Source organism: Phenylobacterium sp., from assembly GCF_031181185.1.
Lineage (GTDB): Bacteria > Pseudomonadota > Alphaproteobacteria > Caulobacterales > Caulobacteraceae > Phenylobacterium.
In genome coordinates, this window is the sequence record NZ_JAPSKZ010000074.1 from 1 (window position 1) to 17040 (window position 17040).

The window sequence follows — 17040 nt, forward strand, 5'->3', positions numbered from 1 at the left end:
CCCCCCACAGCAGCTCGATGCTGCGCCTGGGATCGTCGTCGCCGGTGTGTTCCTTGGCCATGCCGCTCCAGTTTTCTCGCAACTAACACTTTACATCATACAGAGTTTGCGGCAAACCGCCGGTCGCACGGAGCCCGCAGAGGCCCCGGCGGAGGGGACGTACGGGAAAGAGCAGGGCGACGGCAACGATTGCGCCGGGCGCCTAAAGCTTGTTCAACCAACGCCGGTCTACTCCCCATCCGATGAGACGCATGCGAAACGCCGCCTCCGTTGCCGTCCTGGCCGCGCTGTCGCTGGCCGCGTGCGCCACGCAGCGCGCCGCCGACGTGCGCCTGCCGGGCGCCTATGAAACGCCCCCGGCCCCGGCCGGCGCCGTCGCCTTGGATCAGTGGTGGAGCGCCTTCGGCGACCCGGAGCTGACGACGCTGGTCGAACAGGCCCTGACCCGCAACGCCGACGTGCGCACCGCCGCCGCCCGGCTGCAGGAGGTCCGCGCCCAGCGCACCAGCGCCATCCTGCAGTACCTGCCGCAGGGAGACGCCAGGGGCACGGCCAGCCGCACGCACACCGAGCAGCTCTCGGGCGACCGCGTCGACATCCCGGGCTTCTCCACCAGCGGCACGTCCGAGCGCTACACGGCCGACTTCAACGTGAGCTGGGAGGTGGACCTCTTCGGCCGCTCGATCGCCGCCACCCGCGCCGCCAACGCCGAGGTCTCGGCCGCCCGCTTCGCCTTCGAAGGCACGCGCGCGGCCATCGCCGCCCAGACCGCAGACGCCTACTTCCAAGCCCGAGGCCTGGCGATCCAGCTTGCCGAGGCGCAGGAAACCGCGCGTATCCAGCGGTCCCTGTACGAGACCGCCGCCAAGCGCGGGGCGCTGGGGCTGACCGCGACCTCGGAAGCCGACCGCATCGCCGGCGAGCTGGCCCAGTCCGAAGCCCAGGTGCAGGCGCTTGAGGCCGAGCTGCAGGCCCAGAAGCGGGCGATCCTGATCCTCGCCGGCCGGGTGGTGGAGCCGACCGCCAACGTCCAGGCGCCTCCCGTCGTGGGCCAGCCGCCGCCGACGCCCCAGGCCCTGCCCAGCGAACTGCTGCAGCGCCGGCCCGACGTGCGCGAGGCGCAGGCGCGGCTGCGTTCGCAGGTCAGCCAGCAGCGCATCGCGGCGCTGGCCTTCTTCCCCACCTTCACCTTCACGCCGGGGATCGGCTGGTCCAAGCAGGAGCAGCCGGGCTTTTCGTCGGAGAGCCAGAGCTGGACCCTCGGCGGCTCGGTGCTGCAGCCGATCCTGTCGATCCCGCGCCTGATGGCCGAGCTTAAGGCCCAGGACGCCCGCACCGAGCAGGCGGTGACCAACTACGAAAAGACGGTCCAGACCGCCTTCCAGGAAGCCGAGGGCTCGCTGGTGCGGCTGGACGCCGACCGCAGCCGCGTCGCGCTGCTGACCGACGGCGAAGTCCGGGCGCGCCGCGCCTTCGAGGCGGCGCGCACCGGCTACGAGCGCGGCCTGACCGATCTGACCACCCTGCTGAACGCCGAAGCGGCCTGGCGCGCGACGCGCGCTCAGCTGACCTCGGCCCAGGTGCAGGCCCTGCGCCGCACCGTCCAGGCCTACAAGGCGCTGGGCGGCGGCTGGCCCGCGCAGACCTACGCCCAGGCCTCGAAGGCCGCGCGATGAGAGACCGCATGCGATCCACGACCCTCCTCCTTCCGCTGCTGGCGGTGCTGGCGCTGGGCGCCTGCCACAAGCCCGAGCCGGCCAAGCCCGCCGACGGCCCCCAGGCGCGGTCGGTGCGGGTCGTCCGCGTGGAGCCGAGGGCGATCACCGGCGCGCTCAGCGCGTCCGGCGACCTGGTCCCTCGCGAGGAAGCCGCCGTCGCGGCCGAGGTGACGGGCTTCCGCGTCCTGCGCGTGGCGGCCGACGTGGGCGACTACGTCCGCGCCGGCCAGACGCTGGTGCAGCTGGACCCGGCGCTGCTGCAGGCGCAGCTGGCCCAGGCGGAGGCTCAGGCGGCCCAGGCCGAAGACCAGGCGCGCCGCGTGCAGGGCCTCGACGGCCAGGGCGTGCTGGCCCAGGAGCAGATCGCCCAGCGGCGCTTCCAGGCCCAGGTGGCGCGCGCCAACCTGCGCGACCTGCAGACCCGCATGCGCAAGATGTCGGTGACGGCTCCGGTCTCGGGGCTGGTGCTCGAGCGGACCGTGCGGCCTGGCGACCTTTCGGCCGGCGGCGCCCAGCCCTGGTTCCGCCTGGCCCGAGACGGCCAGATCGAGCTTTCGGCCGACGTCAGCGAGAACAGCCTGGTGCGGATCCGTCCGGGCCAGGGCGCGACCGTGACCCTGCCCGGCGGCGAGGCCGTCCAAGGACGCGTGCGGTTCGTCAGCCCGCAGATCGACCCGCAGACGAAGCTGGGAGAGGTGCGCATCACCCTACCGGTGCGCAGCGACATCCGCGCCGGCGGATTCGCGCAGGCGGTGTTCGACGACGTCTCGAGCTCGATCCTCGCCCTGCCCGAATCGGCGATCCGCTATGACGCGAACGGCGCGAGCGTGATGGTCGTGGGCGCCGACAACCGCGTGCGTCGCGTGGCGGTGCAGACCGGACAGCGCGGCTCGGGCCTGGTGCAGATCGTCCGCGGCCCGCCGGCGGGCGCGCGCGTGGTGCAGAACGCCGCCTCGTTCCTGCTGGACGGCGACCTGGTGCGACCGGTCGAGGGTGGGGCCGCGACGGCGCCCGTCCGCCCGGCGGCGCCGGCGGCGGCGGCCGGAGCCAAGCGATGAGCGACCACCACCACGCTCCGCCGGGGAGCGGCGGCTTCGCCATCTCGGCCTGGGCGATCCGCAACCCGGTCCCGGTGACCCTGCTGTTCCTGGGCCTCGTGATCGCGGGCCTGATCGCCTACGCCGGCCTGCCGGTGAAGCAGTTCCCCAACATCCAGTTTCCGGTGGTGGCGGTGACCGTCACCCAGTCGGGCGCCGCGCCCGGCGAGATGGAGACGCAGATCACCCGGCCGGTGGAAGACGCCATCGCCGGCATCACCGGGGTCGACAACGTGCAGTCGGTGGTGACGCAGGGCGTCTCCACCACCTCGATCCAGTTCAACATGGGCGAGGACCTGCAGAAGAAGACGGACGAGGTCCGGGCCAAGATCGACCAGACGCGGCAGGTGCTGCCGCGCGACATCGACGAGCCGCAGATCACCCAGGTCGAGATCGACAGCGCCTTTCCGATCATTACCTATGCGGTGGCGGCGCCGGCGATGTCGGACGAGGAGCTGTCGTGGTTCGTGGACGACACGGTCAGCCGCGAGCTGCAGACCGCCAGCGGCGTGGCCCAGGTCACCCGCGTGGGCGGCGTGGCCCGCGAAATCAACGTCGTCATCGACCCCGTCCGGCTGGCCGCCCGCGGCCTGACCGCGGCGCAGGTCAACAATGCGCTGGCGAGCTATCAGCTGGACGCGCCCGGCGGGCGCATCGAGGTGGGCGGCCGCGAGCAGACGGTGCGCGTGCTGGGCTCGGTGGAGACCGTGGCCGAGCTGCGGAACATGACCATCCCGACGGGCGCCGGCGGCTATGTGCGGCTGTCCGACGTGGCCGAGATCGGCGACGGCGCCTCGGAGCCCCGCGGCTTCGCGCGCCTGAACGGCCAGCCGGTGGTGGGCTTCCAGGTCGCCAAGACCAAGGAGTCCTCGGACGTCGACGTCGAGGACGCCGTCAACGTCAAGCTCGCCGAGCTCGAGAAGCGCCACCAGGGCGTCAAGTTCACCAAGATCTACGCCTCGGTCGACGAGACGCGGGACAACTTCCGCGCCACCCAGCACGTGCTGCTGGAGGGCATGGTGCTGGCCGCCCTCGTGGTGCTGCTGTTCCTGCGGGACTGGCGGGCGACGCTGATCACCGTGCTGGCCATGCCCATCTCGCTGATCCCGACCTTCTTCGTGATGAAGCTGGCCGGGTTCTCGCTGAACCTGGTGACCCTGCTGGCGCTCACGCTGGTGATCGGCATCCTGGTCGACGACGCCATCGTGGAGATCGAGAACATCGAGAAGCGCGTGGCGCGCGGGGTGCGGCCCTACCAGGCGGCGCTGCAGGGCGCCGACGCCATCGGCCTCGCTGTGGTCGCGACCACCTTCGCCATCGTGGTGGTGTTCACGCCGGTCAGCTTCATGCCGGGCATCCCGGGCCAGTTCTTCAAGGAGTTCGGCCTGACCGTCTCGGTGGCGGTGCTGTTCTCGCTGCTGGTCGCGCGCCTGATCACGCCCCTGATGGCGGCCTACTTCCTGAAGCCCACGACCAAGCCACACGAGCGAAAGCCGTTCGAGGGTTTCTACCGCAACGCCCTGGAATGGGCCCTCGCGCACCGGATCATCTCGGCAGTCGCGGGCCTGGTGCTGTTCATCGCCTCGGTGATGCTGGTGGGCTTCCTGCCCCAGGGCTTCCAGCCGCCCGGCGACCCGGACTACGTCTACATCAACGTCCAGGGCCCCCCCGGCTCGACGCTGCAGGACATGGAGGCGGCGACCCAGCAGGTGACCCGCGTCATGAGAGCCCAGCCCGAGGTGACGGACGTCTTCACCCAGGTGGGCTCCACCGTCGCCAGCTTCGGTCCCAGCGGCGGTCCGGGGGCGAGCGACGTGCGATCCGGCACCATCACCGTGCTGCTGAAGTCGAAGCGCGACGTCACCGGCAACGAACTGAAGGACCGGGTGCGCGCCGAGATCGCGGCCATTCCCGACGTGCGGCTGAACTTCCTGGACTTCTCGGGCGCCGCTGGCTTCCAGCAGGTGCTGACCGGGCAGGATCCCGAGGCCCTGGACCGCGCCGCGCTCGAGCTCGAACGCCAGATGCGCGGCGTCAAGGAAGTGAACGATCCGCGGCCGGCCAATCCGCCGGTGGGGCCCGAGGTGGTGATCCGCCCGAAGCCGGACGAGGCCGCGCGCCTCGGGGTTTCGGTGGCCACCATCGCCCAGGCCGCGCGCGTCGCGACCGTCGGCGACATCGAGGCCAATGTCCCGAAGCTGAACGAGGGCGAGCGGCGGATCCCGATCCGCATCCGCCTGCCCGAGCACGCGCGGGCCGATATCGAGCAGATCAAGCAGCTGCGCCTGCCCACGGCCACGGGCGGGGTGACCACCCTGGGCGCCGTCGCCGACGTGTCGTTCCAGGCCGGGCCGGCGCGGATCGACCGGCTGAACCGCCAGCGCCAGATCACCATCCAGGCAGAGCTGGGCGACGGCGTGGAGCTGGGCGAGGCGACCAAGGCGGTCCACGCGCTGCCGATCATGAAGAACCTGCCGCCCGGCGTGAAACCGGGCGCCATCGGCGACGCCGAGGCCATGCAGGAGATGTTCGGGGGCTTCGTGGTGGCCTTCGCCACCGCCGTCTTCCTGATGTTCGCGGTGCTGGTGCTGCTGTTCAAGAGCTTCTTCAAGCCGATCGTCATCCTGGCGGCCCTGCCGCTTGCGGTGGGCGGCGCGTTCATCGGGCTCCTGATCTTCAACCTGTCGCTGTCGATCCCGTCGCTGATCGGCTTCCTGATGCTGATGGGCCTGGCGGCGAAGAACTCGATCCTGCTGGTCGAGTACGCCATCGAGCGCGAACGGGAGGGCATGAGCCAGCACGACGCGCTGATCGAGGCCTGCCGCGAGCGAGCCCGGCCGATCATCATGACCACGGTCGCCATGGCCGCGGGCATGCTGCCGACCGCGCTGGCGCTGGAGAAGGGCGCCGAGTTCCGCCAGCCGATGGCCGTGGCGGTGATCGGCGGCCTGATCACCTCGACCCTGCTGTCGCTGGTGCTGGTGCCGGTGGTCTATCGCTTCGTGGACGACTTCGAGAACTGGCTGCGGCCCAGGCTCGCCAAGCTGATCACGCCGCGCGAGGAGCCCCGGCCGTTCGCGCCGGAGGACCGACTCTAGGGACCGACTCTAGAGCTTCGCTGTTCAACCTGGCCGTTTCGCGCCTATCCTTGCGCAACCACAGGCGTTCAAGGGGAGCGGGATGGCCGGGTTTTCCATCGATGCGGCGTTGAAGTCGGGATTCCGCCTCGCCAAGCGCGAGTGGAAGGCGGTGTTCGCCTGGGGCTTCGGCTACGTGCTGGTGGCGCTTGCGATCCAGATGCTGAGCATCGGCCCCGCTTTGCCCGAGTACCTTCAGGCGGTCTTGGAGGATCCTGCGGCGGACACCACCGCCATTCAGGACCAGACGCCGGGCTCATATTTCCTGTTCGCGCTGCCGATGATGATCGTCCTGAGCATCGGCGCCGCAGCGGTCTTCTACGGCGCGGTGGCGCGGGCGATGCTGCGGCCGGAGGAGCGAGGCTTCTTCTTCCTGCGCTTGTCGAAGCGCGAGCTTTGGGTCGGTCTCACGTCGCTGACGCTCGGCCTGGCCGCCGTGGTCGCGGGCCTGCTCATCACGGCGGTGGTCAGCTTCCTTGCGGGAATGGCGGGCGGGACCGACAGCGGACTGCTGCTCTGGGGAATTCTCCTGGGCCTGCCTGCGTTCGTCGGCTTCCTCTATCTCGCCATGCGGTTCTCGCCCGCCTGGGTCCAAGCCTTCGCTGAGGAGCGCTTCGTGTTGGTCGACGCCTGGCGGCTGACCCGCGGGCAGGGCTGGCGGCTCGTGCTGATGGCGCTGGCCCTGGTGTTCCTCGTCTTGATCATCTGCGTCGTGGTGATGATCCCGGCCGTCATCGTGGGCGGCGTCCTGCTGGGCGTGGCCGGGGTGGCCGGCGGCGGCTCGGCGACCGTCGTGGCCGTCCTCCTGCTCGTATTCGGCGTCGTGTTTTTCAGCGCCCTCTATGGCTTCTTCCTGGCCGTGGCGGCCGCGCCGTACGTCGAGGTCTATCGCAGCTTGAAAGCCGGCTAGAGCTCGCCGCGGAGGACCTGGGCGTAGAGTTCCGGATCCACATTGCCGCCGGACAGCACGAGCGCGACGGTGGTCCCGCCGAAGGTCTTCAGCTTGCCCGAAAGCAGGGCGGCGAGGCTGACCGCGCCGCCGGGTTCGACGATCAGCTTCAGGGTCTTGAAGGCGTAGCGCATCGCCTCGGTCACCTCGGCGTCGGTGACGACCGCCACGTCGGCTACGGTGCGCTGCAGGATCGGGAAGGTGATGTGCCCGACGGCGGCGCTCTCCAGGGCGTCGCACAGGCAACGACCCGTGCGTTTCTGGACGACGATCTCGCCGGCCTGCAGCGACTGCAGCGCATCGTCGAAGCCCGCCGGCTCCACGCCGACGATGGCCGTCGACGGCGACAGCGCCTTCACCGCGGTGGCGATCCCCGAGAGCAGGCCGCCGCCGCTGATGCCGGTGACCACGACGTCCAGCTTCGCGCCCAGCGCTTCGGCCTGGCGGACCAGCTCAAGGCCGATGGTGCCCTGGCCGGCGACGATGTGCGGGTCGTCGAAGGAGGGGACAACGACCGAGCCGCGCTCCTGAGAGATCCGGTCGGCGATGGCCTCGCGGCTCTCGTTCAGCCGGTCGTAGAGGATGACTTCGGCGCCGTAGCCGCGGGTGGCTTCGACCTTCATGGCTGGCGCGTCGCTGGGCATGACGATCACCGCCGGCAGGCCCAGCAGCCGGGCGGCCAGCGCCACCCCCTGGGCGTGGTTGCCGGACGAGAACGCCACGACGCCCCGGCGGCGCTCGTCATCCCTTAGCTGGACCAGCCGGTTGAAGGCGCCCCGGAACTTGAAGGCGCCGACGCGCTGGAACATCTCAGGCTTGATCAGCACGCGCAGTCCCGCGCGCTCGTTTAGGGCCGGGCTCTCGATCAGCGGCGTCTCGACGGCGTGGCCCTTCAGCCGGCCAGCGGCGGCCTCGATGTCGGCAAGAGTGATGTCGGTCACTTGGCGAACACCATGGCGTCGTCCGCGAAGGCCTTGAACTCCAGCGCGTTGCCCGAGGGGTCAAGGAAGAACATGGTCGCCTGCTCGCCGGGCTGACCCTTGAAGCGGACCTGCGGCTCGATGACGAACCGGACCCCGGCGGCCTTCAGCTTCTCCGCCAGGTCATGCCACTCGGGAAGGGTGAGGATGACGCCGAAGTGGCGGACCGGCACGTCCTCGCCGTCCACGGCGTTCGTCGAGCGGTGGCCGATCTCGTCGGGCGCAAGGTGGGCGACGATCTGGTGGCCGCGGAAGTCGAAGTCGATCCACTCGGGGCTGGAGCGCCCCTCGGGACAGCCCAGCAGGCCGCCGTAGAAGGCGCGGGCCTCCTCCAGGTCGCGGACCGGGAAGGCGAGGTGAAAGCGCGGAATGTCCATGGATCGAGGTGATAGCGCGCCGGCGGCCTTGAGGGCGAGGGCCACTTGGTCTAAACGGGCGCCCGCAATCGATCTCCGCTTCCCCGCCGAGCACCTGTCGAAGGGCCGGGAGGCGTTCTCCGGGCAGGTCGGGAGATCGTATCCATGGCCAACGTCACCGTGATCGGCGCCCAGTGGGGCGACGAAGGCAAGGGCAAGCTGGTGGACTGGCTGTCCAACCGGGCCGACGTGGTCGTGCGCTTCCAGGGCGGGCACAACGCCGGCCACACGCTGGTGGTGGGCGAACAGGTGTACAAGCTCTCGCTGCTGCCGTCGGGCGTGGTGCAGGGCAAGCTGTCGATCATCGGCAACGGCGTGGTCGTCGACCCCTGGCACCTGCTGAAGGAGATCGGCACGCTTGGCGAGCAGGGGGTGAAGATCACGCCGGACCTGCTGGTGCTGGCCGACAACGCCTGCCTGATCCTGCCGCTGCACCGGGACCTGGACCAGGCGCGGGAGGCCGCGGCGACGAACAAGATCGGCACCACTGGCCGCGGGATCGGCCCGGCCTACGAGGACAAGGTGGGCCGCCGCGCCATCCGCGTCGCCGACCTCGCCGACCGTGCGGCGCTGGAAGCCAAGATCGACCGCCTGCTGGCGCACCACACGCCTCTGCGCCGGGGCCTCGGCCTGCCGGAATACGACGGCGCGGCGCTGCTGGCCGAACTGGAGGAGATGGCGCCGAAGATCTTGCCGTTCGCCAAGCCCGCCTGGCTGATGCTGGACGAGGTGGTGAAGGCCGGCCGGCGGGTGCTGTTCGAGGGCGCGCAGGGCGCCCTGCTGGACGTGGACCACGGCACCTACCCCTATGTGACCTCGTCGAACACGGTGGCCGGCCAGGCCGCCGCCGGCTCGGGCCTGGGGCCGAAGGGGCCGGGCTATGTGCTTGGTATCGTGAAGGCCTACACGACCCGGGTGGGCGAGGGGCCGTTCCCGACCGAGCTCACCGACGACGTCGGCCAGCACCTGGGGACCGTCGGCCGCGAGTTCGGCACAGTGACCGGCCGTTCGCGCCGCTGCGGCTGGTTCGACGCGGCCCTGGTGCGCCAGTCGGTGGCGCTGAACGGCATCGCCGGCATTGCGCTGACCAAGCTGGACGTGCTGGACGGCCTGCCGAAGCTGAAGATCTGCACCGGCTATCGGCTGGGAGACCAGGAGATCGGCTACCTGCCCGCGGGCCTGAAGGCGCAGGCGCAGCTGACGCCGGTCTACGAAGAGATGGAGGGCTGGTCCGAGACCACCCAGGGCGCCCGCTCGTGGAAGGACCTGCCGGCCAGCGCGGTGAAGTATGTGCGCCGGATCGAGGAGCTGATCGGCGCGCCGGTGGCCCTGCTCTCCACCAGCCCGCAGCGGGACGACACCATCCTGATGCGCGATCCCTTCCGGGATTGATTCGCAGTTCCTTTACGCAAAGCGGCTAAGCGACGGACCCGAGAGGTCCGCCCGTGTTCGACGACGAGAAGAGAACGATCCGCCGGATGGCGCCGCACCTGCAGCGGGTGCTGATCGCCGACCCTCAGCCCGCCGGCGCCGCGCTCATCGGCGACGCCATGCGCAACATCGCCCGGTCCCAGACCTGGACCGCCACGACGACCGAGCGTGCGCTGAAGCTGTGCGAAACGGTCAGTCCGCAAATCGTCTTCGTCGAGCTGGGCTTCGAGAAGATGAATGGCATCGACTTCACCAAGCGCCTGCGCCGCAGCCAGTTCGAGAGCCGGCAGGCGCCGGTGATCATGGTGACCAGCACGGCGACCGCCGCCAGCATCCTGGCCGCCCGCGACGCCGGCGTACACGAGTTCCTGCGCCGTCCCTTCACGATGAAGGACCTGCTGCGCCGGCTGGAGGCTGTGACGCTCCGCCAGCGCGACTGGATCGAGGCCGTGGGCTACGTGGGCCCCGACCGCCGACGGTTCAACTCGGGCGACTATGTGGGTCCGCTGAAGCGCCGCTCCGACAACCGCCAGACCCCCGACGCCGCGCGCCTGTCCCAGGCGCTGAAGATCCTGCGCTCGGCGGTGGCCGCGTTCGACAGCGACCCTGCGCAGGCGACGCGGGCGATCGAGACCCAGGTGCAGGCGATCCAAAAGGCAGCGACCGCCGCGGCCGACCTGAAGTTGGTGACCGCGGCGGCCGAGCTGTCGCGTTATGTCGTGCTGTCGCGCAAGATGGGCGTGGCGCTGAACGGCGCCGACGTGGCCAAGCACGCCGCGTCCCTGCTGGCCTACATGCCCAAGGACGACGGCGCGGTCGCGGCCTAGGCCCTACGCGTCGACCAGGTTCCGCTCTTCGGCGGCGGCGCGCATCGACTTCTGCAGCTTCTCGAAGGCCCGGACCTCGATCTGGCGCACGCGCTCGCGGCTGACGCCGTACTGCGAAGCGAGCTCTTCCAGGGTCGTGGGCTCGTCCTTCAGCCGCCGCTCGGTCAGGATGTGACGCTCGCGATCGGTGAGCTCGGCCATGGCCTCCTGCAGGAGCTCCATGCGGATGCCGCGCTCTTCCGTTTCGGCGATGACGCTTTCCTGGCTGGGCGTGGTGTCGTCCACCAGCCAGTCCTGCCACTCGCTTTCCGAGTCGGCGCGGAGCGGCGAGTTGAGCGAGGCGTCCCCGCCGGCGAGGCGCCGGTTCATGGAGATGACCTCCTCGTCCAGCACGCCCAGCTTGGTGGCGATCTGGCGGACCTGTTCGGGGCGCAGGTCGCCCTCTTCCAAAGCCGAGATCTCGGACTTGGCCTTCCGCAGGTTGAAGAACAACTTCTTCTGCGCCGCGGTGGTGCCCATCTTCACGAGGCTCCAGGACCGCAGGATGTATTCTTGGATCGAGGCGCGGATCCACCACATGGCGTAGGTGGCCAGGCGGAAGCCCTTGTCGGGATCGAACTTCTTCACCGCCTGCATCAGGCCGACGTTGCCCTCGGAGATCACCTCCCCGATCGGCAGGCCGTAGCCGCGGTAGCCCATGGCGATCTTGGCCACGAGGCGCAGGTGGCTGGTCACGAGGCGGTGCGCCGCCTCAGGGTCCTGGTGTTCGGTCCACCGCTTGGCCAGCATGAACTCTTCGTCCTTGGCCAGCATGGGGAACTTGCGGATTTCAGACAAATACCGGCTGAGGCCGCCTTCCGGCGACATCACGGCGAGCGCGTTTGCGGCCATGGATTATCCCCTCTTGGATACGGACTTCAGGCCGCGCGCCAACCCGACGCGCAAAGGACCATCGCCCCCTCCAACCATTCAGATAGGTACGAAGTTTCGAGGAAGCTAGGCCGTGGGAGGCGGCCCAAAAGTCCGACTGCTCTAGTGGGGCATTAGGTACGCCCGGACTTGGGCGCCATCAAGGCAGGGTTTCTCACACAGGCTGTTAGCGTAGCTTGCAACACTGAGTTTTTCTGGGGCTGCTGTCGGGATCGCGCCGCCGCCATCGTCCTGTGCTCGAACGCGGCGTCTAACGGGAGGTAGGCTTCCGGAGCCGCTTCCCAAGAGGAGGACGAGGACATGCCCAAGCTGACCAACTGCCTGTGGTTCGAGGCCGAGGCCGAGGAAGCCGCACAGTTCTACTGTGGGATCTTCCCCAATTCGAAGATCACCGAGGTCTCCCGATATCCCGAGGGCCTGCCGGGCGACCGGGCTGGGCAGGTGCTGACCGTCGCCTTCGAACTGGACGGGACGCCCTTCACCGGCTTGAACGGCGGCCCGGATTTCAAGTTCAGCGAAGCGATCAGCTTCCAGATCGACTGCAAGGACCAGGCGGAGGTCGACCGCTACTGGGATGCCCTGCTGGCCGGCGGCGGCCAGGAGAGCCAGTGCGGCTGGCTGAAGGATCGCTTCGGCCTTTCATGGCAGGTCGTGCCGACCCGACTTACCGAACTCATCAGCGGCCCGGACAAGGAAAAGGCCGGTCGCGTCGCGGCGGCGATGATGCAGATGGTCAAGCTGGACATCGCCAAGCTGGAGGCCGCCGCGGCCGGCTAGAGCTTGGCCAGCCGGCGCTCCAAGGCCGCCATGTCGGCGGGCAGGGGACTTTCGAAGCGAAGGTCCTCGCCCGTCACCGGATGGCGGAAGCCCAGCACGGCCGCGTGCAGCGCCTGGCGCCTCAGCCCGGCTTCGCGCATGGCCGCGCGCACGGCCTCGGCCGGCGGGCCCGAGCCGTAGGTGGGATCGCCGAGGCAGGGCGTCCCCCTCGACGCCAGGTGCACCCGGATCTGATGCGTGCGGCCGGTTTCGAGCCGGCAGGCGACGCGGGCCGCCAGCGGCCGCTCCTGAGGCCCGAAAGCACGTTCGACGACATAGTGGGTGACGGCGTGACGGCCGCCGGTCTTCACGAGCGCCATCTTCTTGCGGTCGTGCGTCGAGCGCGCGATGGCGCCCTCGATAGTCCCGCGGATCGGGCTGGGGGCGCCGCGGGTGAGCGCGACGTACGCGCGCCCGATGTCGTGGGCGGCGAAGAGGGCGGACAGCCCCTGGTGGGCGGCGTCGGTCTTGGCGGCCACGACGACGCCGGAGGTCTCCTTGTCGATGCGGTGGACAATGCCGGGGCGTGCGACGCCGCCGATGCCCGAGAGGCTGTCGCCGCAGTGGTGCAGCAGCGCATTGACGAGGGTGCCGCGTTCGCTGCCAGGGGCCGGGTGCATGGCCAAGCCCGGCGGCTTGTCGACGACGATCAGGTGGGCGTCCTCGTAGAGCACCCTGAGGGGGATCGGCTCCGGCGACGGCTCGGCCGGCTCGGGCGGCGGGACCTCGACGGCGTAGGCGCCGGCGCGGGCCCGGGCCTTGCCGTCGGTGACCGGAACGCCGTCGAAAGCGACGCGACCCTCAGCGATCAGCGCCTGCAGCCGGGCGCGGGACAGGTCGGGGACGAGGCCCGCCAGCACCTTGTCGATGCGCTCGCCCGCGGCGTCCTCCGGCACCTCGACGAGGCGGACCTCGCCGAGGCTTTCGTCGCTCAGGACTTCGGCGTCCTCAGAGGCCATGCTTCTCGCTGGCGCCTTCCTCGTGGCCGGCGATGGAGCCTTCCTTGAACAGGTACTCCTCGAACTGCTCGTGGGCCTCCTTGTCGTTGCGGCGCAGCCATTCGAGGACCATAGCGGCGTGCTCCAGCTCCTCCCGGGCGTTGTGCAGCAGGATGGCCTTCAGCTCGGGGTCGTCACAGTCGTCGGCCCGCTGCCGGTACCAGTCCACGGCCTCCAGCTCCTCGATGATCGAGGTGATCGCATAGTGCTTGTTCAACGTGTCGCGCGTCAGCTTCTCGCGCGGGACGTGGAGGCCTTCCTTCGACATCGACCGTCATGCTCCTGTGGTACTTTGCCGACTACATACACGCGCGGCGGCCAGGGGGAACGCACATGAAGCTCGATCGACGCAGGGCGTTGGCTTTGCTGGGCGTGGGCGCAGCGGCGCCGGCTCCCGCGGCCGCCACCCCGCCCATCCCAGACGGCGTGTTTCGGCACGGCGTCGCCAGCGGAGATCCCCTGCACGATCGCGTGGTGATCTGGACTCGATTCACGCCCCTGGCGGAAACGAGCATCCCCGCCAAGGGTCTTGACGTGCGCTGGGAGGTCCAGTCCGCGCTTGGACCCGTCGTGGCCAAGGGCGTCGCGTTCGCCAGGCCTGATCGCGACTTCACGGTGAAGGTCGACGTGAGCGGCCTGCAGCCTGGAACCGAGTACGTCTACCGGTTTCAGCGCGGACCGGTGGGCATCGAGGGGCGGACAAAGACCCTGCCGAAGGGCGCTGCGAAGGACGTGGTGCTGGCGGTAGCCTCGTGCTCGCTCTACCCGAACGGCTACTTCAACGCCTACCGCGCCATCGCGGACCTCCCGCGGGTCGACGCGGTGCTGCATCTCGGCGACTACATCTACGAGTACGGCGGTCCCGGGACCTACGGGATGAACTCGCCGGTCGCGGGCGAGCGGCCGCATGATCCGCCGCACGAGATCGTCAGCCTGGCCGACTACCGTCGCCGCCATGCTCAATACAAGTCTGATGGCGACCTACAGGCGGCGCACGCCCGGGCCCCGTGGATCGTGGCCTGGGACGACCACGAGACGACCAACGACAGCTGGATGCAGGGGGCCGAGAACCACCAGGCCGAGAGCGAAGGCGACTGGAGCGCCCGCAAGGCTGTGGCGCTGAAGGCCTATTATGAGTGGATGCCGATACGCGAACCGAGTGCGGGTCGGGACTTCGTGAGCGCCTCCGAACGCGCCTTCCACTTCGGGGACGTCGCTAGCCTGATCATGATCGAGACGCGGCTGGGCGCCCGCGACAAGCAGTTGGACTTCGAAACCGACCTGCCTGTGGTCGACGGCAAACCGGACGTGGCTGCATTCCGCGCCAAGCTGATGGACCCGAACCGGCGCATGATGGGTCAGCGTCAGGAGGCCTGGATCGCCCGCGAACTGACGCGTTCGGTCAAGGCCGGCCACGCCTGGCAGGTGATTGGAAATCAGGTGGTGATGGCGCGGGTGAAAGGGCCGACGCGCAAGGATCTGAAAGCCGACGAACTGGCGCGGGCGACGCCGCAGACGCTGCAGCGGCTGGACCGCCGCGCCCGTCCCGCCGAACTCGGCCTCCCCGGCGCTCTCGACATGTGGGATGGCTATCCGGTCGATCGGGAGCGGCTGTACAGCCTCTTCCGCAGCGCCGAGGCGCGGCCGATCGTGGTCTCCGGCGACAGCCACTCGTTCTGGGCCAACGAGCTGCACGATGGACAGGGGCGGCGCGTCGCCTGCGAGTTCGGCACGACCGGGATCACCAGCCCCGGCGCCGGCGAATTCGCGCCGGGGCTCGACACCGGCGAGCTGATCGCACGGGTGAACCCGGAGGTCGTCTACAACAACCAGGTGGCCAAGGGCTTCGTCCTGCTGACCCTGACCCGCGAGGCCGCCAAGGCCGAGATGGTGGCCGTTTCCACGATTACGTCGCGCGAGTTCACGGCCGCGCCGGTCAAGAGCTTCCGGGTGATCCCGGAGGGTTCCGGCGTCTCGAAGTTGGCGGAATCCTAGCGCCGCTCCAGCGCCAGGCGCAGGCCGAAGGCGAGGAAGGCCCCGCCGGTGAGGCGGTCCAGCCAGCGCACGACGGTGGCCCGGCGCAGGGCCGCCGCGGCGGGCCGGGTCGCGGCGATGATGCCGGCGAACCAGATCAGGCCCATCAGGCAGTGCAGGAAAGCCAGGAAGACCATCCAGGGCGCGACCGGTACGCCCTGCGGCGTGAACTGCGGGAGGAACGAGACGTAGAAGACGCCGGCCTTGGGGTTCAGCAGGTTGTTGAGCGCGCCGCGCCAGAGCCAGGCGGAGCCGTGCGCCGGCGCGCCAAGCGCCTCCGCCGGCTGGAGGTCGAATTGTTGTCGCGGCCGCAGGATGAGGTTGAGGCCCAGCCAGACCAGATAGGCCGCGCCGGCCCATTTGAGGATCTCGTAGGCGAGGGTCGAGGCCGCCAGCAGCGCGCCCAGGCCGAGGCCGACCGCTGCGCCCCACGCCAGCGTGCCGAGGCAGACCCCAAGCGCCGCCAGCCACGCCGGTGTGGGTCCCTCGGCGGCGGCGGTCCGCAGGACGAGCGCGGTGTCGAGGCCCGGCGTGATGGTCAGCAGGAAGGCCGCGAACGAGAAGGCGATCAGGGCCTCGGGAACGGTCATGCGCGGCTCCGACGGACGAGGCGGTAGAGGTACAGCAGGACGACCAGGCCCAACACCACGCCCGTGGCGGGATCCAGCCAGCGCTCCACCCGGCGATACTCCGCCTCGAGCAGATACCCTGCGGACGCGAGCAGCAGGGTCCAGGCCGCCGTTCCCGCGGTGGTCCAGGCCAGGAAGGTCGCGTGGCGCATGCGCGCAAGGCCCGCCGGAACGGAGATCAGGGTGCGGACCGCCGGGATCAGCCGCCCGACGAAGACCGCGGGGCCTCCATGGCGGCGGAACAGCTCCCGGGCGCGGCGCAGGTCCTGCTCGTCGAGGGTGAGCCAGCGCCCGTGTCGCGAAACCCAGCTCTCCAGGGCCCGGTCGGGGATGCGTCGGCCGACTTCGTACCAGCCGTAGGCGCCGGCCACTGCGCCGACGGTTCCTGCGATCACCACGCCTGCGAAGTTCAGGTCGCCGCGCGCGGCGGCGAACCCGGCCAGCGGCATGATCACCTCGGAAGGGATCGGCGGCACGACGTTCTCGGCGAACATCAGGAGCGCGACGCCGATCAGGCCCGCCGCGACGATGACGCTGACGACGAACTCGAACACGGGCAGCTCTTACGCCCGTTTCACCAGCTTGCCGTTCTCGATGGTGCGGTAGAAGCACGACCGCTGGCCTGTGTGGCAGGCGCCGCCGTCGCCCTGGGGCCAGACCTTGAGCCACACGGCGTCCTGGTCGCAGTCGATCCGCAGTTCCTCCAGCACCTGCACCTGTCCCGAGGTGGCGCCCTTGTGCCAGAGCTCCTGGCGCGAGCGGCTGAAGTACCAGGCCTCGCCGGTCTCCATCGTCCGGGTCAGGGCCTCGGCGTTCATCCAGGCCAGCATGAGGACCTCGCCCGTCTCGGCGTGGGTGGCCACGGCGGCGATCAGGCCGTTCTCGTCGAAACGGGGGGTGAGCTTGGCGCCCTCCTCCAGCGCTTTCTGGTCGGTGGCGGTGGGGAAGGTCGGTTGGGTGTTCATGCCTCCCATATGGCGCCGCGCCACACCCTCGCGCTAGCCTTGCCTGCAATGAGTCTGAAGGACTGGGTGAAGGGCCGTGTCGCGGCCATGGACGCGGCGGCCCAGCCCTGGGC

The 17040-nt window shown here is 69.9% G+C and carries 16 protein-coding genes; 8 read left to right on the forward strand and 8 right to left on the reverse strand.

All coding sequences use genetic code 11. From position 1 onward, the window contains the following. The first annotated feature begins 242 nt into the window (after positions 1-242). The 4 genes from RIF93_RS10820 (at position 243) to RIF93_RS10835 (ending at position 6862) form a co-directional block, all read left to right on the forward strand. Positions 243-1676 carry a TolC family protein gene (locus tag RIF93_RS10820; protein WP_309091196.1) on the forward strand — a complete coding sequence of 478 codons (1434 nt, stop codon included), beginning with the start codon at positions 243-245 and terminating at the stop codon, positions 1674-1676. A gap of 8 nt (positions 1677-1684) precedes the next feature. Then, on the forward strand, positions 1685-2776 hold the full coding sequence (locus RIF93_RS10825; protein ID WP_309091198.1) for an efflux RND transporter periplasmic adaptor subunit: 1092 nt from the start codon (positions 1685-1687) through the stop codon (positions 2774-2776). Further along, positions 2773-5913 (forward strand): efflux RND transporter permease subunit, encoded by a 3141-nt coding sequence (locus RIF93_RS10830; RefSeq protein ID WP_309091200.1) that lies wholly within the window; start codon positions 2773-2775, stop codon positions 5911-5913. Before RIF93_RS10825 ends, RIF93_RS10830 begins: the two co-directional genes overlap by 4 nt. Positions 5914-5995: 82 nt before the next feature. Continuing rightward, a complete protein-coding gene (locus tag RIF93_RS10835; RefSeq protein ID WP_309091202.1) occupies positions 5996-6862 on the forward strand; it encodes a hypothetical protein in 867 nt (288 codons plus the stop codon). Here the strand turns inward: RIF93_RS10835 and RIF93_RS10840 are convergent. Continuing rightward, entirely contained in the window at positions 6859-7842 is a 984-nt protein-coding gene (locus RIF93_RS10840; protein WP_309091204.1) for a threonine/serine dehydratase, read from the reverse strand. The genes RIF93_RS10835 and RIF93_RS10840 overlap by 4 nt on opposite strands. Continuing rightward, complete coding sequence (locus tag RIF93_RS10845; protein ID WP_309091206.1) at positions 7839-8258, reverse strand: VOC family protein; 420 nt, start codon at positions 8256-8258, stop codon at positions 7839-7841. Before RIF93_RS10845 ends, RIF93_RS10840 begins: the two co-directional genes overlap by 4 nt. Before the next feature lie 144 nt (positions 8259-8402). Between RIF93_RS10845 and RIF93_RS10850 the strand changes: the two genes are divergently transcribed. Both RIF93_RS10850 and RIF93_RS10855 read left to right on the forward strand, forming a co-directional pair. Further along, positions 8403-9689 carry an adenylosuccinate synthase gene (locus RIF93_RS10850; RefSeq protein ID WP_309091208.1) on the forward strand — a complete coding sequence of 429 codons (1287 nt, stop codon included), beginning with the start codon at positions 8403-8405 and terminating at the stop codon, positions 9687-9689. Between the two features lie 53 nt (positions 9690-9742). Continuing rightward, on the forward strand, positions 9743-10555 hold the full coding sequence (locus RIF93_RS10855; RefSeq protein WP_309091210.1) for a response regulator: 813 nt from the start codon (positions 9743-9745) through the stop codon (positions 10553-10555). Between the two features lie 3 nt (positions 10556-10558). Here the strand turns inward: RIF93_RS10855 and rpoH are convergent, their stop codons facing one another. Further along, positions 10559-11446 carry an RNA polymerase sigma factor RpoH gene (gene rpoH / locus RIF93_RS10860; protein WP_309091212.1) on the reverse strand — a complete coding sequence of 296 codons (888 nt, stop codon included), beginning with the start codon at positions 11444-11446 and terminating at the stop codon, positions 10559-10561. Between the two features lie 339 nt (positions 11447-11785). On the opposite strand from rpoH, the gene RIF93_RS10865 reads away from it, so the two are divergent. Next, entirely contained in the window at positions 11786-12262 is a 477-nt protein-coding gene (locus RIF93_RS10865; protein ID WP_309091214.1) for a VOC family protein, read from the forward strand. Here the strand turns inward: RIF93_RS10865 and RIF93_RS10870 are convergent. Together RIF93_RS10870 and RIF93_RS10875 are read right to left on the reverse strand one after the other, a co-directional pair. Beyond that, entirely contained in the window at positions 12259-13260 is a 1002-nt protein-coding gene (locus RIF93_RS10870) for an RluA family pseudouridine synthase (protein WP_309091216.1), read from the reverse strand. The genes RIF93_RS10865 and RIF93_RS10870 overlap by 4 nt on opposite strands. Beyond that, complete coding sequence (locus RIF93_RS10875; RefSeq protein WP_309091218.1) at positions 13250-13567, reverse strand: ferritin family protein; 318 nt, start codon at positions 13565-13567, stop codon at positions 13250-13252. Before RIF93_RS10875 ends, RIF93_RS10870 begins: the two co-directional genes overlap by 11 nt. A gap of 65 nt (positions 13568-13632) precedes the next feature. On the opposite strand from RIF93_RS10875, the gene RIF93_RS10880 reads away from it, so the two are divergent. After that, complete coding sequence (locus RIF93_RS10880; protein ID WP_309091220.1) at positions 13633-15294, forward strand: alkaline phosphatase D family protein; 1662 nt, start codon at positions 13633-13635, stop codon at positions 15292-15294. Here RIF93_RS10880 and RIF93_RS10885 read toward each other — a convergent pair. Genes RIF93_RS10885 through hisI form a run of 3 tightly spaced genes read right to left on the reverse strand, consistent with a single transcriptional unit; the run spans position 15291 to position 16927 of the window. After that, positions 15291-15923 carry a LysE family translocator gene (locus tag RIF93_RS10885; RefSeq protein WP_309091222.1) on the reverse strand — a complete coding sequence of 211 codons (633 nt, stop codon included), beginning with the start codon at positions 15921-15923 and terminating at the stop codon, positions 15291-15293. The genes RIF93_RS10880 and RIF93_RS10885 overlap by 4 nt on opposite strands. After that, positions 15920-16516, reverse strand: coding sequence for a DedA family protein (locus tag RIF93_RS10890; protein ID WP_309091223.1), 597 nt, complete (start codon positions 16514-16516; stop codon positions 15920-15922). The genes RIF93_RS10885 and RIF93_RS10890 overlap by 4 nt, the downstream gene beginning before the upstream one ends. A 9-nt stretch (positions 16517-16525) precedes the next feature. Beyond that, a complete protein-coding gene (gene hisI, locus RIF93_RS10895) occupies positions 16526-16927 on the reverse strand; it encodes a phosphoribosyl-AMP cyclohydrolase (RefSeq protein WP_309091225.1) in 402 nt (133 codons plus the stop codon). Between the last annotated feature and the right edge of the window lie 113 nt (positions 16928-17040).

Excerpts from the sequence above, each read along its gene's own strand:
- RIF93_RS10885 (WP_309091222.1), bottom strand. The coding sequence starts at position 15,923 with ATGACCGTTCCCGAGGCCCTGATCGCCTTCTCGTTCGCGGCCTTCCTG.
- rpoH (WP_309091212.1), bottom strand. The coding sequence starts at position 11,446 with ATGGCCGCAAACGCGCTCGCCGTGATGTCGCCGGAAGGCGGCCTCAGC.
- RIF93_RS10850 (WP_309091208.1), top strand. The coding sequence starts at position 8,403 with ATGGCCAACGTCACCGTGATCGGCGCCCAGTGGGGCGACGAAGGCAAG.
- RIF93_RS10845 (WP_309091206.1), bottom strand. The coding sequence starts at position 8,258 with ATGGACATTCCGCGCTTTCACCTCGCCTTCCCGGTCCGCGACCTGGAG.
- RIF93_RS10865 (WP_309091214.1), top strand. The coding sequence starts at position 11,786 with ATGCCCAAGCTGACCAACTGCCTGTGGTTCGAGGCCGAGGCCGAGGAA.
- hisI (WP_309091225.1), bottom strand. The coding sequence starts at position 16,927 with ATGAACACCCAACCGACCTTCCCCACCGCCACCGACCAGAAAGCGCTG.
- RIF93_RS10875 (WP_309091218.1), bottom strand. The coding sequence starts at position 13,567 with ATGTCGAAGGAAGGCCTCCACGTCCCGCGCGAGAAGCTGACGCGCGAC.
- RIF93_RS10835 (WP_309091202.1), top strand. The coding sequence starts at position 5,996 with ATGGCCGGGTTTTCCATCGATGCGGCGTTGAAGTCGGGATTCCGCCTC.
- RIF93_RS10830 (WP_309091200.1), top strand. The coding sequence starts at position 2,773 with ATGAGCGACCACCACCACGCTCCGCCGGGGAGCGGCGGCTTCGCCATC.
- RIF93_RS10825 (WP_309091198.1), top strand. The coding sequence starts at position 1,685 with ATGCGATCCACGACCCTCCTCCTTCCGCTGCTGGCGGTGCTGGCGCTG.
- RIF93_RS10880 (WP_309091220.1), top strand. The coding sequence starts at position 13,633 with ATGAAGCTCGATCGACGCAGGGCGTTGGCTTTGCTGGGCGTGGGCGCA.
- RIF93_RS10870 (WP_309091216.1), bottom strand. The coding sequence starts at position 13,260 with ATGGCCTCTGAGGACGCCGAAGTCCTGAGCGACGAAAGCCTCGGCGAG.
- RIF93_RS10820 (WP_309091196.1), top strand. The coding sequence starts at position 243 with ATGAGACGCATGCGAAACGCCGCCTCCGTTGCCGTCCTGGCCGCGCTG.